Here is a 7,604-nt window from a genome sequence, read left to right on the forward strand (position 1 = left end):
CAACGACGCACCCGAGGTGCCATCGGCGCCGTTACAGATCAGCCCGCAACTATCCCCCACATAGCCCGGATCAACCCTTTCCGCCCACGCATTGAGCGCGCCATCCACCTGCGAGCCCAACGGGCTGGTAATCCAGCCCTGCTCGGCGCTTTGCGCCCAGACACTCCACACCTCCGCACCCGACCCCACCGCACCGGTGTCCGACACCGCCGAACCGGTGTCGGGAACCACACCGGCCGCACCGGAGGCCGCCCCCAACCCCGAATCCAGCGACCCCAAGCCCGCCACCCACGAGTCCCACCCGCCCGCGGCGGTCACACCCCCCAACACGGTGCTCACATCGGCAGCACTCAACGCGCCCAGATCCGCCCCCAACGAACTCACGATCGAGTTGATAATCGGATCGACAAACACGTCAAGCCCATCGGCATGGGCCCTCGGCGCGGCGGCCAACGGGCTAAAGCCAAACGCCAAAAACGCTCCGACACCGCTGCTCAAACCGACCACCCGAGTGGGACGGGTCTTGGGGCTCGCTGACCGGCGATTACGTTTGCTGCCGCACTGACCAGCCATATCCCAAACCTCCACCAGAGATGTTGATAGGGATGCACAGCGCTTGTAGAGCTACCGTGGTGCCGAGCGCAACCTCGCGTTCGGTGATGAGGACCGGTGCTGGCGATGCTGAGTGCTCCGGAGGCTCATCGAGGGTTCTGACGTGCGGCTGGGCGTTGAGCATTTGATCCCTCGTTTGTGACTTCCGTCACAGGCAGCGTAGCTCGCGATCGAGCGGGTGAGGTCAGTAGTGGAGTACTGATATCTGGCGGGAGTTGCGGCGTGATAACCGGTGGGGCGGGTCGGTAGTTGTAGCTGATGCCGAGCCGGCAACCCAGGCGCGACAGGCGACACGAAAGTCACTGACTAGCGGCGTTGGCAGTATTTGGCAGTCCGCGGCGTCGAGCTGGCAGCGGGTTTGAGCATTGACTGTCCACATGACACAGCTGGCACTCAAGCAGGCAACCATCGAATACCAAGAGCTCGGGCCGCAGGACTCGGCGCATCCGCCGGTGTTCTTCGTTCACGGCGTCTTGGTGAACGGCGAGCTGTGGCGCGGCGTCGCCGAAGAACTGGCGCGGCGTGGTTACCGCTGCATCGTGCCGACCTTGCCGCTGGGATCGCACACCATTCCGGTCAAGGACGCCGGCGCGCTCTCGCTGCCGGGCGTCGCGGGGATCGTCAACGACGCGATCGAGGCCCTGGACCTGTCCGACGTGACACTGGTCGGCAGCGACACCGGCGGCGGGATCTGTCAGCTGGCCGTCGATGCCCGCTCGGATCGGATCGGCCGGCTGGTGCTGACCAACTGCGACGCCTTCGACCAGTGCCCGCCGTTCCCGTTTGACGCGGTGTTCAGCCTGCTTCGCGGCCCGATCTCGATTAAGGCACTGATGGGGCCGATGCGGCTGGCGGCGTTGCGAAATTCCGCGCTCGGCTTCGGTTTGCTGATCAGCCGACCCGATAATCGCCTCACGGCCGACTGGATTGCGCCCTGCCTGAACGATTCCCGGATCTGCCGTGATCTGGCAGCGTTGCTGCGCCAGATCGCCACCACCGATCTCACCGACGTGGCAGCCCGGCTGACCCGGTTCGACAAGCCCGTCACGTTGGTCTGGGGCCAGGACGATCGGGTGTTCAAGCCGAGCCTGGGCCGGCGGCTGGCCGAGGTCTTCAGCAACGGGAAGCTGATCGAGGTGCCGGGCGCACGGACCTTCGTCTCCATCGACGAGCCGGGCGCGTTGATCGACGCGATAGCCGGCTAGCGACGGGCGGCCTTGCCCTGGGCGGCAGCCAGCGCGCTGTTCCACAGCAGTTGCGTCCCGGCCTTGAGCTGAGCCGGTTTGGCGATATCGCGGGCCATCAGCGCGGTGGCGACCGCCTTGGTCTTCGCCGATGCCTTGGACATATGGCCGCTGTCGAACGGCGGCTGCGGGTCGTACTCCATCGACAGCTGAATGACCTTCGCGCGTTCCTCGCCGCCGATCTGGCCGGCCAGCCAGAGCGCCAAGTCGATGCCCGCCGACACGCCGGCACTGGTCACGATCGGACCTTCGTGCACCACCCGTTCATCGCCAACGGGCTTGGCGCCTAGCGCTTTCAGCATGGTCAGGGCCGCCCAGTGCGAGGTGGCACGTTTACCGTCGAGCAGCCCGGCGGCCGCGAGGACGACCGAACCCGAGCACACCGACGTCGTCCAGGTTGCGGTCTTGCTCGCCGAACGCACCCAGTCCAGCAGCACCTCGTCGCGGGCATGCTCGATGGTGGTCATCCCGCCCGGCACCAAAATGACGTCCGGCGTTGGGGTTTCGGCGAACGAGTGGGTTGCGCCGATGACCAGGACGCCGGAGTCGGCGGTGATCGGGCCCGGTTCGTGCCACACGAAGCGGACCTCGGTGTCGGGCAGCCAGCGCAGCACTTCGTAAGGGCCGATGAAGTCCAGCGCGGTGAAGCCCGGATAGACGACGATCGCGATCTGTGTCATGAGATGCTCCTCAGGTTCAGGCGAATGTTCTGCGGTATTGGTCGGGTGATACGCCGACTCGTCGAATGAAGTTGCGGCGCATCGTTTCTGCGGTGCCGAAGCCGCACCGCGTGGCGATCGCCATCACGGTGTCGTCGGTTTGCTCGAGCTGGCGACGGGCGGCCTCGGTGCGGACCCGTTCGACGTAAGCCCCGGGCGCCTCGCCGACTTCGTCGGTGAACACCCGGGTGAAGTGCCGTGGGCTCATCGCCGCGAGCCGGGCCAGCTCGGTGATGCTGTGCGGGCCGCCGGGTTCGGACTCGACGGCGTCCTGCACCGCGCGGATCGGTTCACGTTTGGCCCTAGCCACCCACACCGGCGCGGCGAACTGCGTCTGCCCGCCGGGCCGGCGCAGGTGCATCACCAGATGCCGGGCCACCGTTTGAGCCACCTCTGTCCCGTGGTCCTCCTCTACCAGCGCCAGCGCCAAGTCGATGCCCGAACAGACGCCGGCGGCCGTCCACACCGTCGGCGAGCTACGCACGAAGATCGGGTCGGGATCGACGTCGATCGTCGGGAATTCCCGCGCCAGGTCGTCGGCGTGCGCCCAGTGGGTGGTCGCCCGGCAACCGTCGAGCAAGCCGGCCTTGGCGGCCAGGAAGGCTCCGGTGCACACGGTGACGGTTCGGCGCGCCAGCGGCGCCGCAGCGCTAATCCAGTCGATCAGCCGCGGGTCGCGCCGATCAGGGCGGGTGCCCTGACCGCCCGGCAACACCAGGGTGTCGACTGGCTCAGGCGGGTTGGGCAGCCGGGCGGTGCCGAAAGTCAGGCCGGACCCGGTGGCCACCGGCTGCCCGTCGAGGGATGCCAGCTCCGGCTGGTAGCCCTCTTTGCCCTGGGCCGCCAGCGCCACCGACGCTCCCGCGAACACATCGAAGGGCCCCACCAGGTCGAGCGCCTGCACGCCCGGGAAGCCGACGATCAGCACTTTTCGCGTCATACGCTAAGTGTTAGGTACAGCCGCGATGGCGTCTACGCCATACACCCCACAAATCAGGACAGCAGCGGGAAGAGACTAAAGCTTCTTGACGCCGCGGGCGATCTTGAAAAACGCTGGCCCGGCCAGCAAGCCGTTGCGCAAACTGCGTTGCATTGACGTCACATTGGCTAGCACGATGTAGCGAACTCCGCAGTCGCGCCACTCCGCTGCTTGGTCGATGACCTCGTCGGGCGTGCCGGCGAGAAGCATCTCCCGCACTAGTTCGGTTGGAACTTTCTTGGTGTAGGACAGCGCTGTCTGCTCATCCCAGTCCTGGGGGAGGATGTCCTGTGCTCCGGTGAAGCCGACTCCCAGCGGGTGCTGCGCGCCGTGCTGGGCGAAGAACTCGTCGGACGCGTTCAGACCAATCGCCTTGGTCAATTCGGACGCCACCGCCTCATCCACCTCTGCGGCGGTCCGGCCCGTGATGACGAACAGCCACATCGCCGGAACGATCGACATCGGGTCACGCCCGGCGTCGGACGCTGCTGACCGGACGACGTCCAACCGGCGTGCGTACTCCTGAGGCGAATGCGGAAAACCCGGAAAGAAGCCATCGCCGTAGCGGCCCACGGCGCGCAGCATGCGGGGTCCGTGTGCACCGATCCAGATCTCCGGCCATTTGCCGCGGTAGGGCGGCAGATCGAAGATCGCGTTGCGCAGTGGGAAGAACGGCGAATCTCGATTGATTAGCTGGCCCTTCGAGTCCCACAACGCCCGGATCGTCGCCATCGCCTCTTCGAACCGGGCGACGGGCTTCGACCAGTCCACCCCGTAGGGCTCGTTGCCTTCACGTTCGCCGCTTCCGATGCCCAGGATCGCCCGGCCACGGGTGAGGAGATGCAGCGTCGCCGCGGCCTGCGCAGTGACCGCCGGGTTCCGCCGGCCGGTGTCCGTGACACCCACACCGAGGCGCAGGCGGCCGACGCGGTTACGCGCGGCAATGTGACCGAGCATGGTCCACGGCTCAAGGTAGGCATCGAGAGATGGCATAAATTTCGCCGCGCCGGCGTATTTCGGCTTCCAGAGCGATCGTGGGAACAACGAGTTGAGGTGGTCGGGCACCCAGAATGAATCGACTCCACTGGCGACCGCGCCCAAATAACTTGCTCTGGTGAAGCTGTCGGCCCTCGGCCGGGCGACGACGATCGGATCCATGATGCCTACGCGCATTCCAGTCACTCGTGCAGTGTCGCGTCGGCAGCGTGGTGCTGTCTAGAGTCGGTGGCTACTGGTCGTTATGGCTGCACGCTATCAGCGGATAGCAGGCCCTGATCCGGTCGATCCACCACTGTCGGCGCTCCGGCGGCGCGGCCAACGCCTGCAGCCGCGCCGGGTCCGGGGTGACCGGCCCGACCGGCAGGTAGCCGTCGACGGGCGCGACGGGCTCGGCGACGTCCTCGGCGAACAGCCTGCCGGTGCCCAGCCCGCAGGCATGGTCGAGGTTCGGCAGGGCCGCGGCCGCGGCCAGCCCGACCGCGATGCCCACCGCCGAGTCCAGCGCACTGGAGACCACGACGGGGATGTCGATCTGCGCGGCGATGGCCAAGAGCGCCGAAATGCCGCCCAGCGGAGCAACTTTCAGCACTGCGATGTCGGCGGCGCCGGCGCGGACGACGGCCAGCGGGTCGCCGGCTTTGCGGATGCTCTCGTCGGCGGCGACCGGCACATCGACCCGCCGGCGCAGCTGGGCGAGCTCCTCGACGGTCGCGCAGGGCTGCTCGAGATATTCCAGCGGTCCGAGGGCGGCGGCGGCCGCGGCGGCCTGGTCGACGGTCCAGGCGCCGTTGGCGTCGACCCGCACGATGGGCACCAGGGCGCGGACCGCGTCGACGCGGGCCACGTCGTCGTCGAGGGTCTGGCCGGACTCGGCGACCTTCACCTTGGCGGTACGCGCGCCCGGGAAGCGGGCCAGTATCTCGGGCACCTGGGCCGCGTCGACCGCCGGCACCGTGGCGTTGACGTCGATGCGCATCCGCCGCGGTGGTGGCGGCGTCCGGTACGCCGAGTCGAGAGCGGCGGCCAGCCAGTGCGCCGCCTCGGCGTCGCCGTATTCCAGGAACGGGCCGAATTCGCCCCAGCCGGCCGGGCCGTCGATCAGCACCAGCTCTCGGGTGGTGATGCCGCGGAAGCGGACCCGCATCGGCAGGGCCACCACGTGCACCCGGTCCAGGACGTCGTCGAGGTCAGGGGTCACGGCGCGTAGACCTGGCGGCCGGCCAGAAACGTCGCGCGCACCTCCAGGTCGGCGATCTCCTCGGGCGGCACCGAACGCGGATCCGCCGACAGCACAACCAAATCGGCGTATTTGCCGACCTCCAGCGAACCGATGATGTCGTCGGAGAACAGCTGCCAGGCCGCGTCGATGGTCTGGGCCCGAATCGCCTGCTCGACGGTCAGCCGCTGCTCGGGACCAAGCACCCGCCCGCTGGGCGCTTTGCGCGTCACGGCCACGCTGATGTTGCGCAGGGGCTCCTCGGGCGTCACCGGCGGATCGTTGTGCAGCGAAATCCGCATGCCGGTGGCCACCGCGGAACCTGCTGGCATCCAACGGGATCCGCGCTCGGGGCCGAACAGCCCGTCGACGATGACATCGCCCCAGTAGTGGATCTGGTCTACGAAGATGCTGCAGGTGACGCCGAGGTCGGCGGCCCGCTGCAGTTGCTCGTCCCGGATCGCGCCGACGTGCTCGAGGCGCAGCCGGTGATCGTCGCGTGGGTTGCGGCGCAACGCTTCTTCGTAGACATCGAGGATGGTGTCCGCCCCGGCGTCGCCCTGCACGTGGCAGGCCATCGGCCAGCCGAGCGGGAAGTAGGCCCCGACGATCTCGGTCAGCTGTTCGGCGGTGTAGTTGGCGTGGCCGCAGGAACCCGGCGTCACGCCGATGGTGCGGGTGGCGGCCGTGTCCAGATACGGGAAGGACAGATCGATATTGCCGATCCATGGCGAGCCGTCCACCCAGATCTTGATGCCGACCTGGCGCACCACGTCGTCGCCCTCCCCGGGGGTGGCGGTGGTCGACATCTGCGGATTGGACACCTCGTAGGTCCGCAGCCGGACGGTGAGTTGGCCGCGCACGCCGTCGACCAATGGCCGAAGCGCCGGATCGAACGCCATCTCCGAGCAGGTGGTCAGCCCGGCCCGGTTGAGCCGAGCGCACTCGGCCAGCAACATCGCCGGGTAATCGTTCGGCGAGATAGCGCCTTGCAGCAGCGGGAAAACCGCACCGGCTTCCTCCGCGGTGCCGTCGAGGTCGCCCTGTGCGTCGCGGCCGAATTTGGCGCCCTTGGGGTCGGCGGTGTCGCGGTTGAGGCCAGCGCGCTGGGCGGCGCACGAGTTGAAGAAGGCCTTGTGTCCGGAGTTGTGGATGATGACCAGCGGATTGTCCGGCGCGATCTCGTTCAGCCAGCTCAGCGTCGGCTCCGGCAGTCCGGGCTGCAGCAGCGCATCCCAGCCGAGGAGGTAAGCGCCGTCGGGTCCGCGCCGGTTTACCTCGCTGCGAACAGCCTCGACGACGTCGGCGGCGTTACGCATGGTGACCGGCCGGATGTCCACCAGCCGGTCCGACAGCGCGATCGCCTCCATCAGCGGATGGCCATGTGCCTCAATGAATCCCGGCATGACGCAGCCGTCGCCGATATCGAGAGTTTGGGTGTTCGGGCCGGTGAGATCAGCCATCTCGGACCGGTCACCCACCGCGACGATCCGGCCGTCGGCCACCGCCATCGCCTCGGCGGTGGGCCTGGTGTCGTCGACGGTCAGGACGGTTCCGGTGATGACGAGGTCTGCGGCGGCCATGGGCACGAAGCCTACTGATGGCCGAGGCGCCGCAGGGGGTAGCAGACAAGAATTGCAACACGTTCTAGTCTGGCAACATGAGTGACGAGCTGCTGCGCAACCCGACCCATAACGGCCATCTGTTCGTCGGCGCGCTCAAGCGCCACAAGAACAGGCCGGTGTTGTTCCTCGGCGACACCACGCTGACCGGCGGTCAGCTGGCCGAACGTGTCAGCCAGTACATCCAGGCTTTCGAGGCGCTGGGCGCCGGCA

6 protein-coding genes and 2 pseudogenes are annotated in these 7,604 nt (G+C 67.7%); 2 read left to right on the top strand and 6 right to left on the bottom strand.

Features of this window, described 5'->3' with window-relative positions:
- Positions 1 to 384: pseudogene (locus tag VGH54_RS07785) on the bottom strand (hypothetical protein); the annotation flags it as partial.
- 605 nt (positions 385 to 989) lie between these two features.
- On the opposite strand from VGH54_RS07785, the gene VGH54_RS07790 reads away from it, so the two are divergent.
- On the top strand, positions 990 to 1,817 hold the full coding sequence (locus VGH54_RS07790; RefSeq protein ID WP_331511359.1) for an alpha/beta hydrolase: 828 nt from the start codon (positions 990 to 992) through the stop codon (positions 1,815 to 1,817).
- On the opposite strand, the gene VGH54_RS07795 is transcribed toward VGH54_RS07790, so the two are convergent.
- The 5 genes from VGH54_RS07795 to VGH54_RS07815 form a co-directional block, all read right to left on the bottom strand.
- Positions 1,814 to 2,536, bottom strand: a complete 723-nt coding sequence (locus VGH54_RS07795; RefSeq protein ID WP_331511360.1) for a DJ-1/PfpI family protein — start codon at positions 2,534 to 2,536, stop codon at positions 1,814 to 1,816. The two genes, VGH54_RS07790 and VGH54_RS07795, sit on opposite strands and share 4 nt — an antisense overlap.
- A 16-nt stretch (positions 2,537 to 2,552) precedes the next feature.
- On the bottom strand, positions 2,553 to 3,515 hold the full coding sequence (locus VGH54_RS07800; protein ID WP_331511361.1) for a GlxA family transcriptional regulator: 963 nt from the start codon (positions 3,513 to 3,515) through the stop codon (positions 2,553 to 2,555).
- 75 nt (positions 3,516 to 3,590) lie between these two features.
- The gene (locus tag VGH54_RS07805) at positions 3,591 to 4,736 is read right to left on the bottom strand and encodes an LLM class flavin-dependent oxidoreductase (RefSeq protein ID WP_331511362.1); all 1,146 of its coding nucleotides are present in this window, start codon (positions 4,734 to 4,736) and stop codon (positions 3,591 to 3,593) included.
- 46 nt (positions 4,737 to 4,782) lie between these two features.
- Positions 4,783 to 5,751, bottom strand: a complete 969-nt coding sequence (locus VGH54_RS07810) for an o-succinylbenzoate synthase (protein ID WP_331511363.1) — start codon at positions 5,749 to 5,751, stop codon at positions 4,783 to 4,785.
- Positions 5,748 to 7,352 (bottom strand): amidohydrolase, encoded by a 1,605-nt coding sequence (locus VGH54_RS07815; protein ID WP_331511364.1) that lies wholly within the window; start codon positions 7,350 to 7,352, stop codon positions 5,748 to 5,750. Before VGH54_RS07815 ends, VGH54_RS07810 begins: the two co-directional genes overlap by 4 nt.
- A gap of 77 nt (positions 7,353 to 7,429) precedes the next feature.
- Between VGH54_RS07815 and VGH54_RS07820 the strand changes: the two are divergent.
- Positions 7,430 to 7,604: pseudogene (locus tag VGH54_RS07820) on the top strand (acyl-CoA synthetase); the annotation flags it as partial.

Source organism: Mycobacterium sp., from assembly GCF_036488105.1.
GTDB lineage: Bacteria > Actinomycetota > Actinomycetes > Mycobacteriales > Mycobacteriaceae > Mycobacterium.